At 62.1% G+C, this 23,466-nt stretch carries 21 protein-coding genes and 2 pseudogenes; 17 read left to right on the top strand and 6 right to left on the bottom strand.

Annotated features, from left to right (window positions below; translation table 11 throughout):
* Nucleotides 1–59: 59 nt before the first annotated feature.
* The 3 genes and pseudogenes from IVA93_RS14660 (at nt 60) to IVA93_RS14670 (ending at nt 2,571) form a co-directional block, all read left to right on the top strand.
* Nucleotides 60–1,174: pseudogene (locus tag IVA93_RS14660) on the top strand (AI-2E family transporter).
* Nucleotides 1,175–1,325: 151 nt separating this feature from the next.
* Nucleotides 1,326–1,820, top strand: a pseudogene (locus tag IVA93_RS14665) (acetate kinase); the annotation flags it as partial.
* A gap of 262 nt (nt 1,821–2,082) precedes the next feature.
* Nucleotides 2,083–2,571 carry a potassium channel family protein gene (locus IVA93_RS14670; RefSeq protein WP_247362262.1) on the top strand — a complete coding sequence of 163 codons (489 nt, stop codon included), beginning with the start codon at nt 2,083–2,085 and terminating at the stop codon, nt 2,569–2,571.
* Here IVA93_RS14670 and IVA93_RS14675 read toward each other — a convergent pair.
* Nucleotides 2,519–3,205, bottom strand: a complete 687-nt coding sequence (locus IVA93_RS14675) for a helix-turn-helix domain-containing protein (RefSeq protein ID WP_247362263.1) — start codon at nt 3,203–3,205, stop codon at nt 2,519–2,521. The two genes, IVA93_RS14670 and IVA93_RS14675, sit on opposite strands and share 53 nt — an antisense overlap.
* Nucleotides 3,206–3,578: 373 nt before the next feature.
* Here IVA93_RS14675 and IVA93_RS14680 point away from each other — a divergent pair, with 373 nt between their 5' ends.
* Both IVA93_RS14680 and IVA93_RS14685 read left to right on the top strand, forming a co-directional pair.
* The gene (locus IVA93_RS14680) at nt 3,579–4,202 is read left to right on the top strand and encodes a response regulator transcription factor (protein WP_247364663.1); all 624 of its coding nucleotides are present in this window, start codon (nt 3,579–3,581) and stop codon (nt 4,200–4,202) included.
* Nucleotides 4,203–4,389: 187 nt separating this feature from the next.
* Nucleotides 4,390–4,764: a response regulator transcription factor gene (locus IVA93_RS14685; RefSeq protein WP_026233508.1), complete on the top strand. Its 375-nt coding sequence runs from the start codon at nt 4,390–4,392 to the stop codon at nt 4,762–4,764.
* Between the two features lie 15 nt (nt 4,765–4,779).
* Here IVA93_RS14685 and IVA93_RS14690 read toward each other — a convergent pair whose 3' ends face one another.
* From IVA93_RS14690 to IVA93_RS14700, 3 genes are read right to left on the bottom strand one after another with little or no spacing between them, the layout of a single operon-like run.
* Nucleotides 4,780–5,391 (bottom strand): invasion associated locus B family protein, encoded by a 612-nt coding sequence (locus tag IVA93_RS14690; protein WP_247362265.1) that lies wholly within the window; start codon nt 5,389–5,391, stop codon nt 4,780–4,782.
* A 28-nt stretch (nt 5,392–5,419) separates the two neighbouring features.
* Entirely contained in the window at nt 5,420–5,671 is a 252-nt protein-coding gene (locus tag IVA93_RS14695; RefSeq protein ID WP_247362267.1) for a hypothetical protein, read from the bottom strand.
* A gap of 11 nt (nt 5,672–5,682) precedes the next feature.
* Complete coding sequence (locus IVA93_RS14700) at nt 5,683–7,371, bottom strand: aspartate-alanine antiporter-like transporter (protein ID WP_247362270.1); 1,689 nt, start codon at nt 7,369–7,371, stop codon at nt 5,683–5,685.
* A gap of 130 nt (nt 7,372–7,501) precedes the next feature.
* Between IVA93_RS14700 and IVA93_RS14705 the strand changes: the two genes are divergently transcribed.
* The 6 genes from IVA93_RS14705 (at nt 7,502) to IVA93_RS14730 (ending at nt 15,633) form a co-directional block, all read left to right on the top strand.
* A complete protein-coding gene (locus IVA93_RS14705) occupies nt 7,502–8,176 on the top strand; it encodes a YoaK family protein (RefSeq protein WP_247364666.1) in 675 nt (224 codons plus the stop codon).
* Nucleotides 8,173–9,909 carry a SulP family inorganic anion transporter gene (locus IVA93_RS14710; protein ID WP_247362271.1) on the top strand — a complete coding sequence of 579 codons (1,737 nt, stop codon included), beginning with the start codon at nt 8,173–8,175 and terminating at the stop codon, nt 9,907–9,909. The genes IVA93_RS14705 and IVA93_RS14710 overlap by 4 nt, the downstream gene beginning before the upstream one ends.
* Nucleotides 9,910–10,077: 168 nt before the next feature.
* Nucleotides 10,078–12,831 carry an aminotransferase class I/II-fold pyridoxal phosphate-dependent enzyme gene (locus tag IVA93_RS14715; protein WP_247362274.1) on the top strand — a complete coding sequence of 918 codons (2,754 nt, stop codon included), beginning with the start codon at nt 10,078–10,080 and terminating at the stop codon, nt 12,829–12,831.
* A gap of 14 nt (nt 12,832–12,845) precedes the next feature.
* A complete protein-coding gene (locus IVA93_RS14720; protein WP_247368047.1) occupies nt 12,846–14,546 on the top strand; it encodes an aspartate:alanine exchanger family transporter in 1,701 nt (566 codons plus the stop codon).
* A 31-nt stretch (nt 14,547–14,577) separates the two neighbouring features.
* Nucleotides 14,578–15,012, top strand: a complete 435-nt coding sequence (locus IVA93_RS14725; protein ID WP_247362280.1) for a hypothetical protein — start codon at nt 14,578–14,580, stop codon at nt 15,010–15,012.
* A 177-nt stretch (nt 15,013–15,189) separates the two neighbouring features.
* Nucleotides 15,190–15,633, top strand: coding sequence for a hypothetical protein (locus tag IVA93_RS14730; RefSeq protein ID WP_247368049.1), 444 nt, complete (start codon nt 15,190–15,192; stop codon nt 15,631–15,633).
* 99 nt (nt 15,634–15,732) lie between these two features.
* Here IVA93_RS14730 and ppk2 read toward each other — a convergent pair whose 3' ends face one another.
* On the bottom strand, nt 15,733–16,533 hold the full coding sequence (ppk2, locus tag IVA93_RS14735; protein ID WP_247789836.1) for a polyphosphate kinase 2: 801 nt from the start codon (nt 16,531–16,533) through the stop codon (nt 15,733–15,735).
* 36 nt (nt 16,534–16,569) lie between these two features.
* The gene (locus IVA93_RS14740; RefSeq protein ID WP_247789837.1) at nt 16,570–17,022 is read right to left on the bottom strand and encodes a hypothetical protein; all 453 of its coding nucleotides are present in this window, start codon (nt 17,020–17,022) and stop codon (nt 16,570–16,572) included.
* Between the two features lie 181 nt (nt 17,023–17,203).
* Here IVA93_RS14740 and IVA93_RS14745 point away from each other — a divergent pair, with 181 nt between their 5' ends.
* The 6 genes from IVA93_RS14745 (at nt 17,204) to IVA93_RS14770 (ending at nt 23,435) form a co-directional block, all read left to right on the top strand.
* The gene (locus tag IVA93_RS14745) at nt 17,204–17,614 is read left to right on the top strand and encodes a hypothetical protein (RefSeq protein ID WP_018458147.1); all 411 of its coding nucleotides are present in this window, start codon (nt 17,204–17,206) and stop codon (nt 17,612–17,614) included.
* Entirely contained in the window at nt 17,607–18,839 is a 1,233-nt protein-coding gene (locus tag IVA93_RS14750) for an HlyD family secretion protein (protein WP_247362291.1), read from the top strand. Before IVA93_RS14745 ends, IVA93_RS14750 begins: the two co-directional genes overlap by 8 nt.
* A gap of 113 nt (nt 18,840–18,952) precedes the next feature.
* Nucleotides 18,953–20,272 (top strand): TAXI family TRAP transporter solute-binding subunit, encoded by a 1,320-nt coding sequence (locus IVA93_RS14755; protein WP_247368086.1) that lies wholly within the window; start codon nt 18,953–18,955, stop codon nt 20,270–20,272.
* A gap of 154 nt (nt 20,273–20,426) precedes the next feature.
* A complete protein-coding gene (locus IVA93_RS14760; RefSeq protein WP_247541810.1) occupies nt 20,427–22,070 on the top strand; it encodes a DUF3300 domain-containing protein in 1,644 nt (547 codons plus the stop codon).
* Entirely contained in the window at nt 22,067–22,984 is a 918-nt protein-coding gene (locus IVA93_RS14765; RefSeq protein WP_247411351.1) for a DUF2950 domain-containing protein, read from the top strand. The genes IVA93_RS14760 and IVA93_RS14765 overlap by 4 nt, the downstream gene beginning before the upstream one ends.
* Nucleotides 22,968–23,435, top strand: coding sequence for a hypothetical protein (locus tag IVA93_RS14770; RefSeq protein ID WP_247789838.1), 468 nt, complete (start codon nt 22,968–22,970; stop codon nt 23,433–23,435). The genes IVA93_RS14765 and IVA93_RS14770 overlap by 17 nt, the downstream gene beginning before the upstream one ends.
* Nucleotides 23,436–23,466: the final 31 nt, after the last annotated feature.

The following is a 23,466-nucleotide window of genomic DNA, read 5'->3' on the forward strand; positions in this document are numbered from 1 at the left end:
CTCGACGCTTGATCTGGATCAAGCGTGCGGCGTGAGAGCAGGGGCTAGTTCGCCTCAGCATGCGCGGCATGGCTGAAGGCGCGTCCGTGAAAACACTCCGTCAGATATTCTCCGGAGACGAGATCATCCAGCTTCTGATCCGACTCGGATTGCTGGGGCTGCTGCTCGTCTGGGCGCTCCTCCTGGTCCGTCCATTCATCCCCATTTTGGCCTGGAGTGTCGTGCTTGCTGCTGCGCTGAACCCGGCGTTTCGGCGCCTCAGCGACATTCTCGGCGGACGGCCGAGCTTGCGGCGACGATCCTCACGCTCGTGAACCTGGCTGTGGTGATCGGACCGGCGACCTGGCTGGGCATGGGCGCGGTCGACGGGATCACCGATCTTGCCGCCCAGGTGACGGCCGGTGAATTGCATGTGCCTTCGCCGCCGCAGTCGCTCAAAGAGTGGCCAGTCATCGGGCCTCAGCTCTTCGATCTCTGGGATCAGGCGACGACCAACCTCCGGTCGCTCTTGCGCGCGGTCGTGCCCTATTTGAAGCCATTCGCGTCCACCTTGCTTGGGTTTGCCGGCAATGCTGGTGTGGGAACGGTCAAGTTTCTGCTGTCGGTGGCGGTGGCCGGCGTGCTGTTTCCGTATGGACCTCAGCTCGTGGCCGCAGGGCGCAGCTTTCTGTCCCGCATCGTGCCGGACCAAAGCGAGCATTTTCTGGACCTGGCAGGAGCCACGATCCGTGCGGTGGCTCAAGGCGTGATCGGCGTTGCCATCATCCAAGCCTTGCTGGCGGGAATAGGTTTCAAGCTCGCCGGCATCGCCAGCGCGGGCCTTCTTGCTTTCGTGGTGCTGTTGCTGTCGATCGTGCAGATCGGCGGGACCATCGTCATCCTGCCGGTCATCATCTGGATATGGACCGACAAGGAATTCCCGATCGCGCTCCTACTGACGGTGTTTCTCGTGATCGTGTCGGTGCTCGACAATATCCTGAAGCCGCTCGTCATGGGGCGCGGCCTGACCACGCCAGCGCTGGTCATCCTGATCGGGGTGATCGGCGGAACTCTCTTCCACGGAATCATCGGCCTCTTCATCGGACCGATCATTCTGTCTGTCGTCTGGGAGTTGACAGTCGCCTGGATCCGCGCTGAACGGGCTGCGCCCGCACAGCTGGCAATCGAGCGTTGACCTCGATGAGCTCGATGGAAGCTCTCGGGTGAAGATACGACGACCGGTCGGAGATGGTGGTGGATATGCCTGGCTCGCCCGCTGACGTTGCTCGGACCATCAGAGTCGATGCGGGGCGTCGGCATGCTGCAAAATTTGCGGTGTGAGTGCCATGGACACCATCCTTGTCATCAATGCCGGCTCCTCTGATCTCCGATTCCAGATCTACTCTGTCGAAGGAGAAGGCAGGCTACGGCAACGGCTCAAGGGGCAGATGGACGGCATCGGGCGCTGTCCGCGCTTGCGGGCGAGCAAGGCTGGCGGTGGTCCGCTCGCCAATCGCGCTTATCCAGTCGAAACAGTGCCGGATGTTGCGGCTGCGATGGACATCACCAGCACCTGGTTGCGGGACGAGCTTCATATAAATCCGATTGCAGTCGGGCACCGCGTCCTTCACGGCGGTCCAGAGCATGACCGCCCCGTCTTAATCGATCATGAAGTCATGGCCCGCCTGGAGCGGTTGACCAGGTCCGCACTTTTTGATCTGCCGCACAACTTGGCGCCAATCCGTTCCATTCTGGCGAATTTCCCGGCAATCCCGCAGGTCGCCTGCTTTGATGCCGCATTTCCCCGAACGCATGCCGCAGTCGCCGACCATTCTGCGGTTTCTCCGGCGAGCCGCATTCCGGTCCATGTCATCCCCTCCGACGAGGATCTTATGATCGCCAGGCACACGCTGGCACTGCTGATGAAGGGTAGCCCGAGAGCGCCAAGCTGAGCGTCATGACCGGGCTCCTTGGTGGCCGGGGTGCGGGCAATGAGCGTACACGCCCGCGCCACGTTGATCTGCATCAAACGCCCGCATCATACCGCGGGCCGGATGGCAGCGCTGACCAACCAAACCCCGGCAGCGTCGGAGGGAGCTCGCGATGGCTGTCCAATTTCTGCTCGGCACTTTCATTAGCGTGATCAACATCATGATTCACGCGCTGGTGACCGTTGCAGCGATCGACATCGCCCGCAGCGCGGGATTGAAGCATACAATGCGGCCCCGATCTCACATGATGGCGGTGATGGTCACGATAGCTGTCATTTTGATGGTTGCACACACGGTCGAGGTTCTTGTCTGGGCGCTGGCTTACGCTCTGGTTGGTGCCGCGCCCGAGGGGAGCGAGTTGCTGTATTTCACCTTCGTGAACTACACCACGCTGGGCTACGGCGATGTCACGCCAGTGCAGGGATGGCGGCTGACGGGGCCGATGACTGCCATGAACGGCATTCTGATGTTCGGCTGGTCGACCGCAGTCCTGTTCGAGGTGTTACGCAAGACCCTTGAACATCTCTCGGCAATCGCGGCGCCCGGCTTCAATTCTGGAGATCATCAAGAGCTGCGAGCTGATGCCGGTCCAGGAGCATGATCTGCCGCTGGGTGTTGCCGATGAAGCCGAGGATGCCGAGGTCGTGAAGGCGGGACAGGGCGCGGGACACGGTCTCCAGGGTCAATCCGAGGTAGTCCGCGATGTCGCGCCGGGACATTGGCAGGGCCAGAATTCCTGCGGCCGTTAGCCGCGTATCCATCTCGAGCAGGAAGGCCGCCACCCGCTCCAGCGAGGTCTTGCGGCCGAGCAGCAGCATGTGATCTTCCGCATGCTGAAGGTTGTTGGTGGTCATGCTGAGCAGGTTTCGGGCAACCATGGCATCGCCTTCTGCGACGAGTTCGAGGCTCTGCCGTTTAACCAGGCGTACGGTCGTGTCGACGATCGCTTCCGTTGTGAATCTATGCTCGCTGCCGTTTTCGAGCCCGAAGATGTCGCCAACCAGGTGGAAGGCGCCGATCTGGCGACGCCCGTCTGACAGGAGCTTGTAGCTTCGCACGGCGCCTGATTTGACCTGATAGACGTATTCGGCCGGCTCTTTCTCGCCGTAGATTTCGGTGCCCTTTTTATAGGTAAATTCGTTTAAACTGATGATCGGATTTGAACTGGTATTCAGGCCAAGCTCGCGGAGTGAATGATGCCGCGAGGAAGCGTCGGCAGCGTTGCGAACCAGCATGGTCAACTCCCGAACTGGTGCTGACGCGATAATCGCGAGCAGCTTATTTCCGTCACCGGGAATACGGAGCCGCCGATAAATCACCCTTCCCGCAAAGGTTGTTTAAGCCAAAAGCAGGCTTTGCAGCCATTGTCTGTAGGTGCATTGTACCAAAGTACAGGGACGGCGATGGTGCGCTGGATGAGAAACCTGTCAGAACATCTGTCGGATTGCGCGGCGTAGGCTTACGTCGCGCATTCCGCCCGAAGTCGTGCCACTGCGGGCGGGCTGCTTTCATTGATGTTGACCGCGGGCTGCGAGGCGTCTTGAATTGCTTCTAAGGCTTGCGCGAGCGGTGGTGTTCTGCTTGCAAGAACAGGTCGGGAGGAAAACATTGCCTGGCTTCGTCTATGTGGTCGACGACGACCCATCGTTTCGCACCGCCATCCAGCGTCGGCTCAAGCTTGCCGGCTATGAGGTTGTGACCTACGCGTCGGCGCAACAATTGCTCGAGGATCCCCCGGGCTCCGAACATCCGGGCTGCATCCTGCTCGACGTGCAGATTCCGGGCCTGAGCGGCCCTGAGTTGCAAGCGTGCCTCGCCCAACGACCTTCGCCGTTGCCGATCGTGTTCCTGACAGGGCATGCTGATACCGCAACGACTGTTCGCGCGATCAAGGCCGGCGCGGAAGACTTTCTGACCAAACCAGTATCTTCGGAACAGTTGATCGACGCGATCGAGCGCGCACTGGTTCGACAAGAGGTGGTGCGCGGCCAACAGGGCAAGCTGGATTCGTTTCGTGCTCGTTTGACGTCTCTGACGCGACGCGAGCGACAGGTCTTCGACCTCATCGTGCGCGGGAAGATCAATAAGCAAATCGCTTACGAGCTTGGAACCACCGAGCGCACCGTAAAGGCGCATCGGCACCAGGTGATGACAAAGATGCAGGTGCCGTCCTTGGCCGAGCTGGTCTCCGTCGCCGAGCGGCTCGGACTTCTGAGCTCGCAGCCGGCGTGAACCGTCGGACTGTTTGCGGTAGGTGACGTCAATCTCGCGATCAGACCTGTACGATAGGACAATACGAAATATTGTTGACAGATTCTGGCAACGACTGCCTAGTTGGCCGTTGGATTTGCGCAGGAACATTTGCGGCGCCTCGTCGTTGTGAGGCGGGTGCAGAGTGTTCGATGAGAAAGCTCACCCATTGTTTGCACGCAGGTCAATATACGTTGTGGATGACGATTCATCGATGCGGCGAAGCATGGAGCGGTTGCTGCGGAACCACGGCTTTACCGCGGTTGTTTTCGAGTCCGCCGGTGCATTGCTTAGTCATGGCCACCTCGAAGACGCGTGCTGCCTCGTGCTGGACGTCAATCTGAACGGCGAGTCGGGTATCGCCCTGCGGCGCAAGCTGGCAAGTGACGGCGCTAAGGTGCCTGTCGTCTACATCACGGGCAACGACAGCCAGGCAAATCAGGCGGCCGCGATCGATTCCGGCTGTGCGGCCTATTTGAGCAAGCCCTTCGCGGCCAGCGAGCTGATCGCAACGGTTGAACGCGCCTGCGCCAAGAGCGCTTGAGTTGTTCTCACCTGCTCACTCCTCGATGTCCTGCTCCAGGATCTGTGCAGGCGCGCCTTTGTGAGCCGGGCCGAACTGTGCCAGCGGCAATGACGTCGTCAGAGACAGAAGGTTGGAGTCGGTGACCTCAAGGACGAGAGCCGTGCCGGCATCCATGTCGTTGATGAACTTGGGATCGGCTGCGTCGGCGGCAATGCAGGTATTGCTCAGGCACCAGGTGTAAGGCAATGACTGGACGTTGGCCCCGTCGATCGTCAGCTTGACCGGCTTCTGCAGATACATGCCGACGGGAACAAACACTTGTAGGCGCGCAATGGGGTCGCCGTCACGCTCGATGAGGTCCACGCGGATTGCCATCTGACCCGTAGCAAACCGCCCCGTGATCGAGGTTCGGCACAGCATCGGCGTTCCTGCAGGCCGTACGCAAAGCTTTGTCCAGCCGCCATAGGTGATGTCCTTGGCTTCGCGCTGCCCGCGAGGTGCGATTTCGGCGGACTTTACCTCTGGGGTCGGCTTTGGCGCGGCTATATTCTGCGCTGAAGCTGGTCGGGCAACAGCCGCCGCGAACAATATCGACACGCAGACGAGCGCACGCCCGGACAAAAGCACTGAAGTTGCGTCGATCATGTTCTGCCTCCAGGCGCCAGCTCTGCGGCTATTTCTGCGCGTCAAGGAATCGTTCGACGAGCGGTGCCCACATCGGAATCGTGTAGGGCAAGCCGATGAGGAAATGTCCGTCGCTGACGGGCCGAACCACATAGGCGAACATAGGTAGCGGCAGTGGCAAGGCCCAGACCTCTTCCTGGATACGAACATTGTGGTCGGCGCCTCCCGGGGCTAGAAAGCAGGCCAGGATGCTCAATGCCGCGGCGAAATAGGTCACTGTCGAAGCATGCCGCAGGTTCACGCGCGCCTCCTTCAGCCGGCGAAAGTGCTGGCCACGATGATCGGTCCAAGCACGGTGAGCACAACGTTGCCGACAGCGTAAGGCACGGCGACTCCGAGGACGGGGGTTTGGCTTTCTGCAACTTCGCAGGCGCCGGTCACGGCCGCGTCGACCGTCATGGCGCCGGCCAGCGCTCCGCAAATGATGACCGGGTTCATGCGGAGCACGCGATGGGCAAACAGGGTGGTCACGATCAGCGGCACCAGCGTGACGACCAGGCCCATGCCGACCAGTAACAAGCCGTGCGACTGGATCGCGACCCAGGCCGCGTGGCCGTTGCCGAGCCCGATCGCGGCGATGAAGCCGCCGAGCCCGAGGTCGCTCAGCGTCTGCTGCGCTGCGGGAGGCATTGCACCCATCGTCGGCCGCCGAGAGCGCAGCCAGCCGCAGAAAAGCCCTGCAATCAGGGCGCCGCCGCCACCTCCCAACGTCAGGGGCACAGACCCGATCTTGACGCTCACGAGACCGGCAAGCAGACCTATGGCAATGCCTGCGGCAAGGAATGCGATGTCGGTACGGTCTTCGGAGCTCAGGATCTGTCCAACCTGCGAGGCGGCGCGCTCGATGTTGCGGGTGCTGCCGACCAGCGTCATGACATCACCGACATAGACGCGGGTCTCCGCGCTCAAGGGGACCTCGCGTCCCATCCGCGTCAAGGTGCGCAGGAACACGCCGCGCGCGGCGTCGCCGACGCGGTCGGCCACGTCCTTGACGGAGCGGCCGTGGAGCTTGCGATTGTCGACGAGGACGTCGACCACATTGCCTGGAAGAGCCTTCAGGATCTCGTCGGCGTCGATTTCGGTGCCAACAATCGGCTTTGCGGCGACAATGGCCGCCGTGCGACCCGCGATGACGATGTCGTCGGCCGCTTCAAGAACCGTGTCACGATGCGGCTCGACGTCAGCTCCCCCGCGCACGATCCGCTCGATTACACTGCGGCTGCCGATCTCGTCTTCGACGGCGCCGACCGTGCGTCCCGCCGCTGCCGACACCCGGTACGCGCGCGCCTGGAACTTTCGATAATGCAGATTTTCGGTCTGCGGCGGGTTTCCTCCTGACAGCTCCGCTTCCAGCTTCGCAGCCTCCGCCTTCAAATCGATCCGCATCAATTTCGGCGCGACAAAGGGTACGAACAGAAGCGTGAGGATGTAACCAAGGACGTACGTCACCGCGTATCCGGCGGCGATATTCGCCTCCTGCTGCTCCAGCACGTCCTTGGCGAGCCCGAGTTGGGCCAGCGCGCCGGACGCGGTGCCGATCACCGAAGATTGCGTCAGGGCTCCCGCAGCGAGCCCCGAAGCGGTGCCGGGACCGAGTGCGAATGCCTTGGCAAATATGAGAACGATGACAAGCCCGGTGCCGCCAAGCACGAGCGCGAGGGCGACCTGCGCCAAGGTCCGGATGCTCAGAGAAGCAAAGAACTCTGGCCCCGACCGGTACCCGATCGTGAATACGAACAGGCTGAAGAGGATGACTCTCAGTAGCGCTGGAAATGTGAAGGTGCCGAGCTGCCCGATCAGGACCGCCACGATGAGCGTGCATGCGGTGGTGCCGATCGAAAATCCAAAAATACGGACGCGGCCAAGGATGGTGCCGAGCGCGACCGACAGCAGCAGGAAGATTTCCGGCGCGGCAGAGATGATCCACCTGACGGTAATCATGGCGCATTGCCTCCAGTAGTTAGGGGCCAATCTCGTTGCCGAAAGCTGGCGACAGTTGATCCAGATCAATCCTGGTCGGCGGCAAGCTCGCTTCTTGTGGAGCCTCAAGAGTCAAAGCCGACCTTCGGACATGAGCACGATGGATACTGCCGCTGCTTCGTCGATACGCCGCGACGAAACGGTGCCGATTGCGCTGCTGCTTGCCTTCGCCGGGGGCTATATCGACGCCTTTACGTGGATCATCCACGGCGTGATGGCCAATGCCCAGACCGCAAACCTTGTGCTGTTGTGGGTTTATGGCTCGATCGGAAATTGGACGAAGGCGCTGCACTTCGTTCCGCCGATCCTTGCATTCGCCGCCGGTATCCTGGTCGCTGCATGGCTGCGACGGGCAACCGGAGCGCGCGCCAGCGCGATCGGTACGCTGATCGAAATCCTGCTGCTGGTTACTATCGCCATCCTGCACAATCGCCTGCCGGATCTTGCGGGAACGCTTGGCATTTCCTTCGTCGCCGCCGTACAGAGCGCCGTCTTCACGAGGGTCGAAGGCGTGCTCTACAGCTCCGTCATGATCACGGGCAACATGCGGCAGGCGATTGAAGGTGTGTTTGCTGTAGCGTCTGGCGAGGGGGCGCTACGGCTCCCCGGCATTTTCGTTGTCTTGTGTATCACGTTCGGCCTCGGCGCGGCTCTTGGCGCCTTCGCGACCAAGCAGATCCCGAATTTGGCGCTCGGTGTCCCCGTGATCGCGCTGCTGGTTGTGCTGTTGCGTTGCGAAAGTCCAGGCGAGGAGGCCAGCTCATGACCTCATCCAACCGCAGATCGCGCTGGACTTTCCTGTTTCCGCCGGCGACATGGTTGGCGCAGTACCGTAGCGCTTGGCTGCGTTCGGACGCCATCGCCGGCATTACGCTTGCGGCGTACGCCCTCCCTGTGTCACTTGCCTATGCGACGCTGGCGGGCCTGCCGCCTCAGATCGGCATCTACGGCTACATGCTCGGCGGCATCGGCTATGCGCTGCTGGGGTCGTCGCGCCAGCTTGCAATAGGTCCAACCTCGGCGATCTCGCTGATGATTGCGGCGACCGTCGGGACGCTGGCCGGCGGAGACGCGGCGAAATATGCCGAGATCGCGAGCCTGGCCGCCTGCGCGGTGGCGCTGCTGTGCCTGATCGCCTGGTTGTTCAAGCTCAGCGTTCTCGTCCGCTTGGTGAGCGACAGTATCCTGGTCGGTTTCAAGGCCGGCGCGGGACTTACCATCATGATGAGCCAGTTGCCGAGCCTGTTCGGCGTTGCCGGAGGCGGTCACAATTTTTTCGATCGCGCCATCAAGCTCGCGGGTCAGCTCGGCGGCATCAATTGGCTGGTTCTGGCGATCGGAGCCCTCGCTCTCTTGTCCCTGCTTGTGGGAGAGCGGTGGCTGCGGGGAAAGCCGGTCGGGCTCACGATCATGGCGCTATCGATCATGCTGGCGACACTGCTTGGCCTTCCATCGCTTGGCGTGCCGGTGACCGGCAAAATTCCGGAGGGATTGCCGGCGTTTGGACTACCCAGCTTTGGTCTGTTGGAGCCGGACGAACTGTTCCCGCTGGCTGCGGGATGCGTGCTGCTGGCCTATATCGAAGGTGTCTCCGCCGCGCGCAGCTTTGCTGCCAAGCATGGCTATGCCCTTGATGTCCGTCAGGAGTTTTTGGGGCTTGGCGCGGCCAACCTCGTCGCCGCATTCGGCCACGGCTACCCCGTGGCGGGCGGATTGTCGCAATCTGCCGTCAATGACAATGCGGGGGCGCGCACGCCCCTGGCTCTGGTGATCTGTTCGACGACGCTGGCACTGTGCCTGCTGTTCTTCACGGGAGCCCTGACGAATCTGCCCAAGGCGGTGCTGGCGGCGATCGTCTTTGCTGCCGTTTACAGGCTGGTGGACATCCGCGCGCTGTTGCGGATGTGGCAGGTCAGCCGCATCGACTTTAACGCTGCGGCAATTGCGCTGGTATCCGTGCTGCTCCTGGGGATATTGCAAGGCGTTCTGCTGGCGGCGATTGCCTCGATTGTCCTGCTCCTGGCGCGAGCCTCACGTCCGAATGTCGCCTTCCTCGGCCGGCTCCCGGGCACCGGCCGCTACTCCGATGATGCGAGGCACGAAGGCGTCGAGCCATTGGTCGGTATCATCGCCTTTCGACCGGAAGCCTCGCTGCTTTACATCAATGCCGAAACAATCCTGGAAACAGTGTCGGATGCCTTGCTGAAGTCGTCCGATATCAGGCTGGTTGTCTGCGATCTCTCCGCTTCGCCCTACATTGATTTGGCTGGGGCGCGCATGTTGCACGACCTTCACGACAAGCTCGCCTCGGTCCATATCGCCTTCTGCATCGTCGGTGCACATGCACAATTGCGCGATCTGCTGCGGGCCGAGGGATTGGCGGAAAAGACCGACAGTGCGATTTGGCTTCGCTCGGTCGACAGCGTGCTCGGTGAAAGCAAGCAATCGTCTGATCCCATATCGGAGGATCCGGCCGGCGTGTTGGCCACCCGGCTCTGATCCGATCTCTCTCGCCTGCAATCGGAATCGGGCAACCACCTCGGACGATATTGCATCGCGAGGTGCTTCGGGTCTCTTCAAGATGCGCGTCCGTTGACTTGGATCAATAAACCGAGGTGAGCGGGCATCACGATCCGGCTGCGACCTCGCAAAGATCCGGAGAGAGACATGTCCAAGGACGCCAAGCCTGCAGAGAAGCGCATCGATCAGTTCATTTCCGGGCCCGGCGGACGGGCAGACAACTGGCGCGATCTGGTCGAAGCAGCCAAAGCATGGGCGCGCGGCGGCGACCGTGCGATGTTTGACGCGGCCCTGGCCGATCTCTCCGTGATAGAGGAGTTTCACGGCTATCCGGGGCTGCAGTTGATGGCGGCTTTGCGGGAAGCCGCCTCGGCCGGGGATGCGGCGGGTTCACTTGCTCTCGCGACGCGCATTACGCAGGCGTTGATGACGAGATCCTTCCGCCAGCTTGCCGGCGACTGGGATGCCAAGGACGACGGCGACGGTGATGCGCCCGAGCTTGTGCCGTCAACTTTCGGATCGCATGCAGCTCGGCGACCCTATTTCGAAACGCTGGTCGTCACCGGCGTCTCCTCCGAGAAGTGGCCAGCTCTCGCTGCCGAATGGCGCAAGTTGCGGCGTCCGGTCGATTCGTTCGTCTATGAGCCGGTGATCGTCGGAAGTCTGGAAGACGCCTTCTGCGCGACGATGCTCAACCCCAATATCGCCGCCGTCGTCATCAACGAGGGGTTCGCTCTGCGCTCGCGTCACGACGCGCCGGTATTGCGCACCATGACCGCCGCCGCGGGGATCAATGACGAGTCGGACGCGTCCGCGCTCCGGCTAGCCCACGTCATCAAGCGGGTACGTCCCGAGCTCGACATCTATCTGATGTCGAATCGCGACGTCGAGGAAATGGCGGGGAACCCCGAGGCCAATGTGGCTCGGCGGATATTCTACTCCATCGAGGAGCTCCTCGAGCTCCATCTCTCCATCCTCGAAGGGATCCAGGATCGATTCGATACGCCATTCTTCGACAACCTGAAGAAATACGCGCAACGCCCGATCGGCACGTTCCATGCGCTGCCGATCGCTCGCGGCAAATCTGTCTTCAGGTCGGACTGGATCCGCGACATGGGCGAGTTCTATGGCTTGAATCTGTTCCTGGCCGAAAGCAGCGCCACCACCGGCGGCCTCGACAGCCTGCTGGAGCCGACCGGCACCATCAAGAAAGCGCAGGACAAGGCGGCACGCGCGCTCGGCGCGGATCGCGTGTTCTTCGTGACCAACGGCACCTCGACCTCCAACAAGATGGCGGTGCAGGCGCTGCTCGGGCCAGGCGATATCGCGATCGTGGATCGCAACTGCCACAAGTCGCACCACTACGGCATGGTTCTGGCCGGCGCCCAGCCGATCTATGTCGAAGCGTTCCCGATGACCGAGTATTCGATGTACGGCGCGGTGCCGCTGCAGACCATCAAGCAGGCGCTGCTGAATGCGCGGGCAGATGGCCGGCTGGACCGCGTCAAGATGCTCGACCTGACCAACTGCACCTTCGACGGCCACATCTATAACACCCGCCGGGTGATGGAGGAATGCCTCGCGATCAAGCCCGATCTGATCTTCCTGTGGGATGAAGCCTGGTTCGGCTTTGCACGCTTCTCGCCGTTCCTGCGGCGGCGGACCGCGATGGGCGCCGCGAACGAGATCGAGGCCTGGATGCACGACCCGAAATCGGTTGCGGCTTACGAGAAGCAGCAGGCCGAGCTCGACAAGAATCCATCGGACGAGGTGCTGCTCAAGACCCGACTGATTCCCGATCCGCGTCAGATCCGCTTGCGCGTCTACCAGACCAACTCGACCCACAAGTCGATGTCGGCAATCCGGCAGGGCTCGATGCTGTCGGTCAAGGACGTCGAATTCCATACCGTCGAGCAACAGTTCAAGGAGGCGGTGTTCACGCACGCGTCGACCAGCCCGAACCAGCAGCTCATCGCGAGCCTCGACGTCTCGCGGCGTCAGATGGAGCTCGAGGGCTATGGTCTGGTAGCGAACGCGATCGAAATCGCGTTCGCGATCCGCAAAGCGGTCAACAACAATCCACTGATCTCGAAATACTTCCGGATTCTCGGTGCGGACGCGATGGTGCCGGCGCAATACCGCCAGAGCGGCTTCACCGACTATCTGGCCACCGGCACAAACTGGGCGAGTGTCCTGAAGAGCCTTGACGACGACGAGTTCTGCCTCGATCCGACCCGCATGACGTTGGTGTGCGGCACCGCCGGATACGACGGTACGCAGTTCAAGGGAATCCTGGCAAACGAGTACAACATCCAGATCAACAAGACCTCGCGCAATTCGGTGCTGTTCCAGTCCAACATCAACAATACCCGGAGCGATGTTGCGCATCTGGTGAGGGTGCTGGCCGAGATTGCGGGCGAGGTCGATCGTGGACTGGTTCAGGGTGGCGCCAATGCGAAGAAGACCTTCGAGGCGCGGGTCAAGAGCCTGATGACCGATGTGCCCGACCTGCCGAACTTCTCGCAGTTCCACGACAGTTTCCGTGGCGATGCCGGCACCAGGACCAATGAGGGCGATATCCGCAGCGGCTTCTACTCGGCCTACGACGCGGCGGGATGCGAATATATCCGGCTCGGCGATCCCGAGATCGACCGTCGCCTCAAGGCCGGTCCCGACCTCGTCTCTGCCAGTTTCGTGATCCCGTATCCGCCGGGCTTCCCGATCATGGTGCCGGGGCAGGTCATCACCCAGGAAACCATCGACTTCATGCGCAAGCTCGATGTGAAGGAAATCCACGGCTACGACGCCAAGGAGGGGCTGAAGCTCGTACGTGCCGAAGCCCTGGCGAAGATTGGCCGGCCCAAGCCCGGCGCCGCGCCGAAGCTGAAGGCGGCATCGTAATAAAGGGGACGGACATGCAGAGCTTTTTCACGTTCTTGCAGCAGAACCCGTTTCTGTTGCTGTTCTTCGTCGTTGGCCTCGCCGTCTGGATCGGCCGTGCCAGCATCAAGGGTTACGGCCTCGGCATGGTCGCCGGCGCCATCGTGGTGGGCGCAGCCCTTTCGGTTTGGGCGTCGGTCTACGGCGTGAAGCTTGAGCTGAACACGTTCGCCAAGAGTCTGTTCTACTATTTGTTCATGTATGGCGTCGGCTTACGTGTGGGACCGTCCTTCATCAACAGCCTGAAGGGCGACGGTCTCAAGTTCTGCATCCTGGCGCTGGTGTCGAGCGTTCTCGGTCTGGCGCTTGTCGTTATGCTTTCAAAGCTCTTTGCGCTGCCGATCGGCGCTGCCGGCGGCATGCTGGCGGGGTCGCAGACGATGTCCGCCGCGATCGGCTCAGCCGAGCAGGCCATCACCTCAGGTGTCGTCAAGCTTCCTGACGGCATGAAGCCCGAGGACGCGTCGGGCATGATCGCGCTGTCCTACGGCATTACCTATATCTGGGGCACAGTCGGCATCATCTTGATCTGCAAATACCTGCCGCGCTGGTGGGGCGTCGATGCCAAGGCGGCTGCCAGGCAATACGAGAAGGAATTTGGCGTCAAGGATCTCGAGGGTGGCGGCCTGACCGGCTATCGGCAGTTCGGCCTGCGCGCCTACCGGCTCGAAAATCCGGCCCAGGTCGGCATGAGCATCGCCAAATTCCGCACGATCAACCCGGAATACCGCATCGTCAACGTGGTGCGAGGCGGTCAGCCGTTGGGAGCCGATCCCGACGTCGTGCTGCAAAAGGGAGACCTCGTCGCGCTCGGTGGCGCGACCGAGCATCTGACCGACAAGATGGGACTGATTGGCCCTGAGGTTGCCGACGCCAAGGCGCTCGGCATTCCCATGGATCAGGCGGACATCCTGGTCACCAACAAGGAGATGGTCGGACGCACCTTCGAGTCCTTCCGTGAGACCGCGATTGCCGGCCAGCTGCAGGTCACCAAGGTCGAACGTGGCGGCGTGCAGATTCCGGCCGGTCTCAAGACGGAGTTGCAGCGGATGGACATCGTCTCGGTGGTCGGTATCAAGTCGGCCGTCAACGAGCTCGGCGAGATGTGGGGACGCATTGCGCGGACCAACACTTCGACCGATCTGCTGACGCTCGCCGCCGGCATGATCATCGGCTTCCTGATCGGGATGATCGAATTTCCAGCCTTCGGCGCCAAGATCGGCCTCGGCAATGCCGGCGGACTGCTGCTGTCCGGCGTGATCGTCTCGTCGCTGGTCTCCCGACTGCGCTTCTTCGGCAACACACCGAACGCGGCGCGCAATGTGCTGGAGGATCTCGGCCTCGTGGTCTTCGTCGCCATCGTCGGCATCAATGCCGGCGCCGGGTTGTTGGCGCAGCTCACGGGTGCGGTCGCGTTGAAGATCTTCGTCGCTGGCTTCATCGCCTGCACGATCCCGCCGTTCGTCGTCTGGGCGATCGGCTTCCACGTCTTCAAGATCAATCCGGCCGTGCTGATGGGCGGCGTTGCCGGTGCGCGGTCGCACTCCGGTCCGTGCCGCGAAGCCGCGGTGGAAATCCAGAGCTCCGTGCCCTGGATCGGGTTCCCAGTCGGCTACGCCGTATCGGGCATTCTGCTCACCGTGTTTGGCTACTTCGCGATGATACTGGCTCAATAGATCGGCATAACAACCAGAGGAAACGAATCTCATGAGAAAAGTCGCCATCCGTGTCGCCTTGACTGCTCTGCTGATAAGTGCCGGCTTCAGCACGCCGTCGCAGGCAGAGACCGGCCAGGTCGCCGTGGTCTTCACCAAAGGCGGATTCATCGTCGGCGTCGGTGGCGGCGAGGGCGTTCTGCTGCTGCGGGGCCACAAATATCCCTTCACCGTCTCGGGCATGAGCGTCGGCTTCACAATCGGCGCCTCGACCACCAAGCTGGTCGGCCGCGCTCTTAACCTGAGGGGGCCGGAGTCGATCGAAGGCTCTTATGCTGTGGGCGGTGCGGGCGGTGCCGTCGCCGCCGGCGCAGGTGCCGTTCAGCTGCAAAACGGCAACGGCGTGATTCTGCAGCTTAGCGGGCCGAAGGTCGGTGCGGAGCTGTCAGCCGCTGTGGGGGGCGTGACGATAGCTTTGAAGCGGTAGAGCGGCAGTCGCGCCGCTTCGGCGGTCGCGGCGCTCTAGCTTGAATGGCGGCTGCTTCTCTCATGCACATAGGTCAGGGAAGCGGCCGCAACTCAGTGCCACGTTCGGGTGCCAACCGCGTTCCGCGAGGCATCGTCGAAAGCGGATCACGGCACCCATATCGAGGGAGGACATGCCATGCTTCGTTATCTTCTGGCTCTTGTTGCGGCCGTCGTTCTTCTCACGGCCACGCTCATTCCCGATGATGCCTATGCCCGCCGCGGAGGTGGCGGTGGTGGCTATCGTGGAGGTGGAGGGGGCATGCGCGCCGGAGGTTTTCATGGCGGCGCCGTTCACGCCGGACGGATCCATGGCGGAGGCGGGCGCCACTATGCAGGAGGTCCGCGGCCAAGCCATCCGATCGCCGGTCGTCCTGGCCGTCCAGGTTACCCCGTTGCGGGCCGTCCCGGTCGTCCGGTCGCCGGTTATCCGCGATATGGCTATCGAGGCGCGGCTTACGGTGCCGCCGCCGTCGGTGCGGCCGCCGCGGGCGCCTACGGATACTACAACAACAACTACAATAACGGTTGTTATCAGGACACGTACGGCAATTGGGTCTGCCCCAACCAGTATCCGTATTGAAAGAATGCGCTGCTGACGGACCCAGCGAAGTCCGTCGGCAGCATCGATCTGACCGTCAACGATCGGACCGCGCCCGCCGTGCGGCCCGCGATCACTTCGTCAATATCGTTCCGCGACGAAGTTCATCCCGCGCAAGGGGGCCTGGTCATTGTAACGTCCCTTGTCGGAGCGCTTCGGCAGCTTCACCTTGTCCTTCTTGATCCGCTTGTGCGGGATACCCTCCAGGATGTGCGCGATACAGTTCAGCCGCGCCCGCCGCTTGTCGTCGGACCGAATGATGTACCAAGGCGCGTCCTTCGTGCTCGTCTTCTTGAGCATCAGGTCGCGCGCGCGCGAATAATCATACCAGCGCTTGAAGGATTCGATGTCCATTGGGCTGAGCTTCCATTGCCGCACCGGATCGTCGATGCGGGCGTTGAAGCGGCGCTCCTGCTCGTCCAACCCGACCTCGAGCCAGATCTTGATCAGGATGATGCCGCCGTCGATGGCGTACTTTTCCATTTGCGGGCAGAGCGCGAGGAAACGATCGTGCTCGGCGGGCGAGCAGAATCCCATGACATACTCGACGCCGGCCCGATTGTACCAGCTCCGGTCGAAGATCACGATCTCGCCCCCGGCCGGAAACTGCTTCATGTAGCGCTGGAAGAAAAGCTGCGTCTTTTCGCGATCCGATGGCGCCGGCAGTGCCACCACCCGGAACACGCGCGGGCTGACCTTTTCCGTGATCGCCTTGATCGTGCCGCCCTTGCCGGCCGCGTCGCGGCCTTCGAACAGGACGATGACCCGAAGTCTATTTTCCTTCACATAATCCTGAAGATGGCAAAGCTCGATCTGGAGCTTTTCGAGCTCCTTCTCGTAGTCCTTGCGCTTCATCCGCTCTGTGGCTCGATCCTTCGCCATGCTGCTCCGCCTTCCGTCAATCCGGCCGAAACGTGATCAGTCGCCCCACGAAATGATGACGCCGATATCCCCGGGCACGCCGCCAGGAAAGTCGATGACCTGATAGCCGATCCGGTAGCCGCGCGGCTTGAGGTATTCGGTCCAGAGCTCGAATATCTCTTTTGGAATTCCCGTCAGCGTTTTCTCCCATCCTCCCTCCATCTGGTTGATGGCGCGGCCCTTGTCGGTGCACAGGGTGTTCGGGAAGCGGTAGACCTGCACCTCGGTCAGACCGTTGCGAACCGCGCGCTGGATGATGGTCGAGGCGAGCTTGATCTTCTCCTCCTTGGTCTTGCCGGACGGCTTGCTCAGCCGCTCGATCAGGGCGCGCTTCTCGGCTTCGGCGGCGGCGGCGAGGCGCACATATTCTTCGGCCTTTTTAGTGTCTTCGAGCGCCGCTTCCTTGCGGATTTGCGCGGCGTGGGGGATGAGATCATCGATGCCGGGCATGACTGACGAGCTCCTGGCTTGCTGTGGGGTAGAGTCAGGGCTAGGCTAGGTTCCGCGCCGTTCGGACCTTTGATTCATATCAATCAATTTCTCGCCTGCGTTGCCACGGTCGTTGTCTAGAGCGCGTACTGCCCTCATTCCTTTTGGTGGAGAGCTACCGTTGACCGAGCAAATTCACCCGTTGGCCCCGCATCATCTGCCGTTCTATCTCGCGCCGGGAAGCGGCACGGACGTGCTGATGGTGGTGATGGGGATCTTCCTGATCGGCAGCGTGCTCTGGGTCGGTACGCTCTATTGGAAGCTGCACAGCCTCCCCGAACGAATGGCGCACAAGTCGCAGAAGCTGCAGTTCGAGATCGTGGCCGTGCTGGGCATCATCTCGCTCTTTACGCACATGCACATTTTCTGGGTGGCCGGTCTTCTGCTCGCGATGATCGACCTACCGGATTTCGGCACGCCGCTGCGGAGCATCGCAGGCTCGGTCGAGAGAATCGCTGACGCGGCGCCCGGTGAGGGCCGCGAGCCCGAACTGCCAATCCTGCCGCCGGTCGAGAAGCCGATCGTCAAGGGGAAGGAACACAGCCATGTTTGAGCTCATGTTCTGCTCTCTTCTGACCATCCTGCCGGACTACCTCTACCGCCGCTATGCCCAAGGCAAACGTTTCGGCAAAGAGATCACGTTCTTTTCCATTTGGTACGAATTGCGATGGGGCATCACCGGCTGCCTGATGCTCACGATTTCTCTGATCACGATGATCTTCTACTTTCATCCGTCGACGACCTCGGCCACGCTCTATTTCCGCACGGTGCCGATCCTGCCCGAGGGTTCGGGCCGCGTCGCGGAAGTCAATGTCGGCTACAGCGAGGCAGTGAAGAAAGGCGACGTACTTTTCAGGCTGGACAGTTCGAAGCAAAAGGCGGCTTTGGAGACGGCCACTCGCAAGATCGCTGAGGTCGATGCCGCGATGACAAGCGCGGAAAACGACGTGGTCAAGGCCGAAGCGCAGATCCAGGAAGCCAAGGCCAGCCTTCAGCAGGCCAAGGACGAGTTGGACGTGAAGACGGAATTGCAGCGCCGCAACCCCGGCATCGTCCCGCAACGCGATATCGAGAAATTACAGGTCGTGGTCAACCAGCGGCAGGCTGGTGTGGACTCGGCCACTGCGTCCAAGACGTCGGCGACGTTGCGGCTTTCAACCCTGTTGCCGGCTGAAAAAGCGAGCGCCCAGGCGGCGTTGGCCGAAGCGCAGGTCGATCTGGACAAGACCTTCGTTCGCGCCGGCGTCGATGGCCGCGTGGAGCAATTCCTGGTCCGCACCGGTGATGTCGTCAATCAGCTGATGCGGCCGGCCGGCGTGCTGGTTCCGGACGGCGCCGGCCGGCGCGCCTTGCAGGCCGGCTTTGGTCAGATCGAGGCACAGGTGATGAAGGTCGGCATGGTGGCGGAAGCAACCTGCATCTCGAAGCCGTGGGTGATCATTCCCATGGTCGTCACCAGTGTTCAGGATTACATCGCAGCCGGCCAGTTCCGAAGCGGTGAGCAGCTGATCGAGGCGCAGAACGTCGGGCGGCCCGGCACGATCCTGGCCTTCCTTGAGCCCCTCTACAAGGGCGGCCTCGAAGGCGTGACGCCGGGTAGCAGCTGCATCGTCAATGCCTATACCAGCAATCACGAGGAGATATCCGCGAAGGAGACGGGCACGGGTCGGGCCGTCGCTCTGCATGTTGTCGACGGTGTCGGCCTCGTGCACGCCATGCTCTTGCGGATTCAGGCGCTGCTGCTGCCGATCAAGACGCTGGTGCTGAGCGGGCACTGACCGGTTTCGCTTTGGTTTGAATCGCACTTCGGTTCGGCGATGCGCCTCAGTTGAGCCGGTCTGGCATCATGAGCCAGTCCGACCACCCAGCGCATATTCACTATGAGGGCCACATGGTCCCTGCAAAAATGCCGATCTGGCTTCGTTCCTTCATTGTCGCCAGCGCTGTTGTGCTCGTGCTTGGAGCGGGCCTGTTCGGCTACCGCTGGTACTCTCACCCGACGACGCTGACCATCGCGGTCGGGTCGCTGGATGGCGAAGCCACGCGTCTGGTATCGGCGTTGGCGAGCCGGCTTGCCGTGGTGAACGCCCCGGTCCGGCTCAGACTGGTGGAAACGACCAACGCGGTTGATGCTGCCGAGCAGTATGCGGCGGAAAAGGTCGAGCTTGCTGTCGTCCGCGGCGACGTCGGCGACCTATCGCAGGCGCAGGCTATCGTGGTTCTCGCCCACGCCGTTGTCCTGCTGGTTGCGCCGCCGGGCTCCTCCATTACCGAAATCGCTGGTCTGAAGCGCACCAGCGTCGGCGTGATCGGCGGCGAGATAAATCGCAAGGTCGTCGACGTCCTCAGCGACGAATACGGCCTCGGACGCGCCAACGTGACATTCCGCAATCTCCAACCGGCAGACGCGCGGCGGGCACTCGATGCCAAGGAGGTACGGGCGATTCTGATCGTCGTTCCTCTTGCCGAAAAGTATCTGGCCCTCTTGCGCGGTCTCTTTCTGCAGACGCCGAAGACCGCGCCGGTCCTCCTTCCCGTCGAGGCGGCTGGTGCCATCGCGGAAAAGCAGCGCGCCTATGAAAGCTTCGATGTCCCGAAGGGCACGTTGCGCGGTTCGCCGCCTGTCCCGAGCGAGGATCTTACCACGCTGCGGGTTTCGTTCTATGTGGTCGCGCAAAAGCAGCTCAGCGCAGAGGTGGCGGGCAGCCTGGCCGACGCGCTGATGAAGGCGCGCAGGGACCTGCTCGGCGAATTGCCGATACTCTCTCAAATGACCGCGCCGAGCACGGATTCGGACGCCTTTCTCCCGGTTCATCCCGGCGCCGCGGCATTCTACAACGGAACGCAGCAGAGCTTTCTGGACGAATGGGGAAACATCATCTTTCTCGCGCCCATGATTTTCGGCGGCCTCATCTCGGTACTGGCGGCTGCCTGGAAATTCCTTCGGGTAGGCGATCCATCGAAGGCCGAACGGGGGCTGGACTTGCTGTATGCGTTGGGTGTGCGGATACGCAGGGCGGAGGCAGTAGCCGAACTGTCCGATATCGAGGCCGAAATCGACCGGGTTCTCCAGGCTCAGCAGGCCAAAGCCGCGGCAGGAGACGAAAATGCGCTCGATGTCACGACCTTGAATGTCGCGGCGCATCGCCTTCAGAGCCTGATTCATGATCGCCGGGTTTTGCTGTCCGCGCTCCCGGGCTCCAGCGCCTGAGCGGCGCGGCCGGATCTCGACCGGATCAAACGTCGGGCCGCCGTGGAATGTATAGCGCGGACTTCGAGAGAGCTCCTTGTTCCTTGATCTTGATCAATAAAGGTCACTGATCGTCCAAGATGCTTGGCCCAATGAGGGTTCAAGGGAGGACGCGATGCTTCGTTGCGGTAGAACTCTGATCGCGATGGTCCTGCTCTTGGCGCCCGTGCCCGCGGCAGCCCAAACTGCGGACACTTCGGCCGCCTCAGGTGCCCAAGCCCAAACGCCGGGTCAGCCGCGGGCGGCTGCCGAAATGCTCAAGCCCGAGCAGCTCGAAGCTCTGGTCGCACCGATCGCGCTCTATCCCGACGAGTTGCTTGCCAACGTGCTGGCGGCATCCACCTATCCTCTGGAAGTCGTTCAGGCCGATCGCTGGCTGAAAGAGCACAAGACTCTGAGGGGTGATGCCCTAAAGACTGAAGTCGAGAAGCAGCCGTGGGATGACAGCACCAAGGCGCTGGCCTCGACTGCTGAGGTCCTTTCCATGATGAGCGACAAGCTCGACTGGACCAAGGTGCTGGGCGACGCGGTGCTCGCGCAGCAATCGGATGTGATGGATGCGGTCCAGCGGCTGCGGACCAAGGCTTATGACAACAAGAAGCTGCTGACCACCACGCAGCAGAAGGTGAGCGTCAAGACCGAGGAAAGCAGGCAGGTGGTCGTGATCGAGCCGGCGGTTCCCGATACGATGTACGTGCCGTACTACGAGCCTGCGACGGTCTACGGCGCGTGGCCCTACACCGAGTATCCACCATATTACTTCGGCTACCCGTCCTACATCGGCGCAGGCGTCGTCGCGGCGGGTCTCGCGTTCGGCACAGCCTGGGCTATCGGTCGCTGGGGCAATTATTGGGGCGGCGGCTGCAACTGGGGTAACCGCAACGTCTATATCAATCACCGCACCACCAACATCGGAACTGGCTGGCAGCACAATCCGTCGCATCGCCAAGGGGTACGCTACAACAACGCCAACGTTCAGCAGCGCTTCGGCAATAGCAATCTGAAGGCCGGCGCCGCCGACCGCATGGATTTCCGCGGCCGCGACGGACAGCAAGTCTTGAAGCCGGGACAGGATCGGCCTGGTGGCGCAGATCGCGCTGGGGATCGTGCGGCAGATCGCGCTGGCGACCGAGGTGGCGACCGTCAAGGCGCCGGGGATCGCGCCAAGGCGGGAGGCGATCGCGCCAAAGGCGGTGGCGATCGCGCGGCCAAGGGCGGTGGTGCCAAGAATGCCGGCGCAAAGAGTGCTGGCCCTAAAGCCGGCGGCGCCAAGGGCGGGGGCGCCAAAGCCGCGAACCGCGGTGGTAGCGGAAGCGTGCTGAACGTGTCGTCGGGCCGCTCGGCGGCCGCAGCATCGGCGCGTGGTCATGCGAGCATGGCGAGCATGGGACCGCGCGGTGGCGGTGGCGGAGGTGCGAGCTTCGCCGGCCGAGGCGGCGGCGGAGGCTTCCAGGGTGGCGGAGGCCGTGGTGGTGGTGGTGGCGGCGGACGGCGTTCCGATATCGCGCTGAAGCATGACGTCGTTCTGCTCGGCCATCTCGCAAGCGGTCTTGGTTATTACCGCTTCAGCTATATCGGCAGCGACAAGGCCTATGTCGGCGTCATTGCGCAAGAAGTCGAGGACGTGAAGCCGGTAGCCGTCACCCGCGGAGCCGACGGCTATCTCCGGGTCTATTACGAAAAGCTCGGTCTGAAATTCCGTACCTATCGCGACTGGCTCGAGAGCGGCGCGCGGATTCCTGGCGAGGTGACGCCATGATGGGTTTGAAGTCGCTTCGTCTCGCCATCTTGCCGGCCATTATTGCGGTGGGGCTCCTGAGCTCGCCATCCCTTGCGCAGCAGTCCTATCCGACACCGGAGGATGCGGCAGCGGCGCTCGCTGCCGCCGTGAAAAGCGGGCCGGACCGGGCCATCCTGAAAGTCCTCGGCAGCGCTGCCGAGGACATCGTTTCCTCCGGCGACGAGGTCGCCGACGTCGACATCCGGAAACGCTTCACCTCGATGTATGATGCGAAGCATGCGATCAAGGCGGAAGGTAACAGGAAGGCAGTGCTGATGTTGGGTCCGGACGACTTTCCGTTCCCGATTCCGCTCGTCAACACCAGGACCGGCTGGGAATTCGATACCGCCGAAGGCCGCATTGAGGTGCTGTATCGCCGCATCGGCCGCAATGAACTCGACGCGATCCAGACCAGTCTCGCCTTTGTCGATGCCGAGAACGAATACGCCGACAAGGATCGCGGTGAGGGTACTGGCGTGTACGCGCAGCGCATCGTCAGCAGCGCAGGCAAGAAGGACGGGTTGTTCTGGCGCGACGACAGCGACCCGAGCCCGCTCGGTGCATTGGCGGCGCAGGCTTCCGCCGAAGGCTACAAGGCCGAGGAGGGGCCGGCGCCCTATCATGGCTACTATTTCCGCATCCTGAAGGGGCAGGGATCGAACACGCCAGGCGGCGCGCTGAACTATGTCGTCAACGGCAAGATGATCGGAGGTTTCGCACTGGTCGCCTGGCCGGCCGAGTACGGCAATTCCGGCGTCATGACCTTCCTGGTCAACCATGCGGGCGTTGTCTACCAGAAGGATCTCGGGCCTCGGACCAAGGTCCTCGTTTCCCGCATCAGCGCGTTCGATCCGGACCAGACCTGGAAGAAGCTGGATGGTGCAAAACCCTGAGCGACGCACGCAGATCTTGCGTGTGCTTCTTTGGCGTTTGGCACGCCTCGTGCTGCTCGCACTCCTTATCCCGACGACCCCGTCGTTTGCACAGGCATCCGCGCAGGTCCGGATCAAGATCGTAAAGGCGGGACTGCTCGTGGGCGGTGGCGCTGGGAGCGGCGTGCTGACCTATCGCGGCCGCCATCATCCGTTCCGCATCAGCGGGGTAAGCTTCGGTTTTACCGTCGGCGCTACCGTTGGGTGGCTCGAGGGCGGGGCTTCAGGCATTCGAGAGGTCAGCGATTTTGCCGGCGCATACAGCTCGGTCGGTGGCGGGGCCGCCCTGATCGGCGGCATCAATGGCGCTCAGCTGCGCAACGACAAAGGGGTCACGATGGTGCTGCAGGGACCAAAAGCCGGGGTGGAATTCGCCGCTAATCTCAGCACAATCATGATCTCTCTGAAGTGAGCGCGCGCGAAAGGCGGAATGGTCGTGACGG

This window comes from Bradyrhizobium sp. 155 (assembly GCF_023101105.1).
GTDB lineage: Bacteria > Pseudomonadota > Alphaproteobacteria > Rhizobiales > Xanthobacteraceae > Bradyrhizobium > Bradyrhizobium canariense_D.

Coding starts and splice junctions, on each gene's coding strand:
- IVA93_RS14670 (WP_247362262.1), top strand. CDS start 2,083: ATGGCTGTCCAATTTCTGCTCGGCACTTTCATTAGCGTGATCAACATC.
- IVA93_RS14675 (WP_247362263.1), bottom strand. CDS start 3,205: ATGCTGGTTCGCAACGCTGCCGACGCTTCCTCGCGGCATCATTCACTC.
- IVA93_RS14690 (WP_247362265.1), bottom strand. CDS start 5,391: ATGATCGACGCAACTTCAGTGCTTTTGTCCGGGCGTGCGCTCGTCTGC.
- IVA93_RS14700 (WP_247362270.1), bottom strand. CDS start 7,371: ATGATTACCGTCAGGTGGATCATCTCTGCCGCGCCGGAAATCTTCCTG.
- IVA93_RS14705 (WP_247364666.1), top strand. CDS start 7,502: ATGAGCACGATGGATACTGCCGCTGCTTCGTCGATACGCCGCGACGAA.
- IVA93_RS14710 (WP_247362271.1), top strand. CDS start 8,173: ATGACCTCATCCAACCGCAGATCGCGCTGGACTTTCCTGTTTCCGCCG.
- IVA93_RS14715 (WP_247362274.1), top strand. CDS start 10,078: ATGTCCAAGGACGCCAAGCCTGCAGAGAAGCGCATCGATCAGTTCATT.
- IVA93_RS14720 (WP_247368047.1), top strand. CDS start 12,846: ATGCAGAGCTTTTTCACGTTCTTGCAGCAGAACCCGTTTCTGTTGCTG.
- IVA93_RS14725 (WP_247362280.1), top strand. CDS start 14,578: ATGAGAAAAGTCGCCATCCGTGTCGCCTTGACTGCTCTGCTGATAAGT.
- IVA93_RS14730 (WP_247368049.1), top strand. CDS start 15,190: ATGCTTCGTTATCTTCTGGCTCTTGTTGCGGCCGTCGTTCTTCTCACG.
- ppk2 (WP_247789836.1), bottom strand. CDS start 16,533: ATGGCGAAGGATCGAGCCACAGAGCGGATGAAGCGCAAGGACTACGAG.
- IVA93_RS14740 (WP_247789837.1), bottom strand. CDS start 17,022: ATGCCCGGCATCGATGATCTCATCCCCCACGCCGCGCAAATCCGCAAG.
- IVA93_RS14750 (WP_247362291.1), top strand. CDS start 17,607: ATGTTTGAGCTCATGTTCTGCTCTCTTCTGACCATCCTGCCGGACTAC.
- IVA93_RS14755 (WP_247368086.1), top strand. CDS start 18,953: ATGGTCCCTGCAAAAATGCCGATCTGGCTTCGTTCCTTCATTGTCGCC.
- IVA93_RS14760 (WP_247541810.1), top strand. CDS start 20,427: ATGCTTCGTTGCGGTAGAACTCTGATCGCGATGGTCCTGCTCTTGGCG.
- IVA93_RS14765 (WP_247411351.1), top strand. CDS start 22,067: ATGATGGGTTTGAAGTCGCTTCGTCTCGCCATCTTGCCGGCCATTATT.
- IVA93_RS14770 (WP_247789838.1), top strand. CDS start 22,968: ATGGTGCAAAACCCTGAGCGACGCACGCAGATCTTGCGTGTGCTTCTT.